1 pseudogene is annotated in these 807 nt (G+C 66.0%); it reads left to right on the plus strand.

Annotation, left to right across the window (positions count from 1 at the left end):
* Nucleotides 1–402 precede the first annotated feature (402 nt).
* Nucleotides 403–807, plus strand: a pseudogene (locus IVA82_RS49250) (hypothetical protein); the annotation flags it as partial.

An 807-nucleotide genomic window follows, 5' to 3' on the forward strand; every position in this document is an offset into this window, starting at 1 on the left:
GTCCGGTCCGGGTAAGCCGTAGCGGGCGCCCGGTAGTGAGTGTTGCGGTGTCGTCGGCGACGGCGGCAGCGAAGCGTACACAACGATGCTGTGGGGTGGCTATTGAGCCGCGAAAGACAGAAACTCGCAGAGGCCGAGGCGGTAAGCAACGTCGAAGGCAACATGTGCGGTCCCGTTATGCGAGGGGCTGACGCTCTGCCGTGGTCGAAGACCCCATCACGCAGTAAGGGACCGCGCCGGAACCTGGGAGGTCCCGCGTTCGACCGCAGGCGGCATGCGCCTTCGGTCTGCATCGGGAAGGCGAGGAGCCGAAGCCGATGACGAACGAACGCGGGAAGTCGGACGTGGCCACAGTAGCGGCGAAGCCGGCGAACGAGGCAGAGCGATCTGCGAAAGGAGCTGGTGGAGCGAAGGGCCGCGACCAAGGGGAATGCGGACCAGCAAAGCACGACCCGGACGCCGAGCCGGACGAGCGTGACACAGGCGCTGGAGCGCATACGACGAACTGCAAGGGAAAGGAAGAAGGAGAGGTTCACCGCGCTGCTTCACCACATCGATCCCGACCTGCTCGAGGCGGAGTTCTTCGCGTTGAAGAAGCATGCCGCGCCGGGCACGGACGGGGTGACGTGGCGGGACTATGAGCAAGATCTCAAGGCCAACCTTGAGGATCTGCATGCCCGTGTCCACCGGGGAGCGTACCGGCCGCAGCCGTCGCGGCGGGTCTACATCCCAAAGCCGGACGGACGGCAGCGCCCGCTGGCGATCGCGGCCCTCGAGGACAAGATCGTGCAGCGGGCAACGGCTGTG

Origin of the sequence: Bradyrhizobium sp. 142 (assembly GCF_023074015.1) — a bacterium.
In the GTDB taxonomy this organism is placed as follows: domain Bacteria; phylum Pseudomonadota; class Alphaproteobacteria; order Rhizobiales; family Xanthobacteraceae; genus Bradyrhizobium.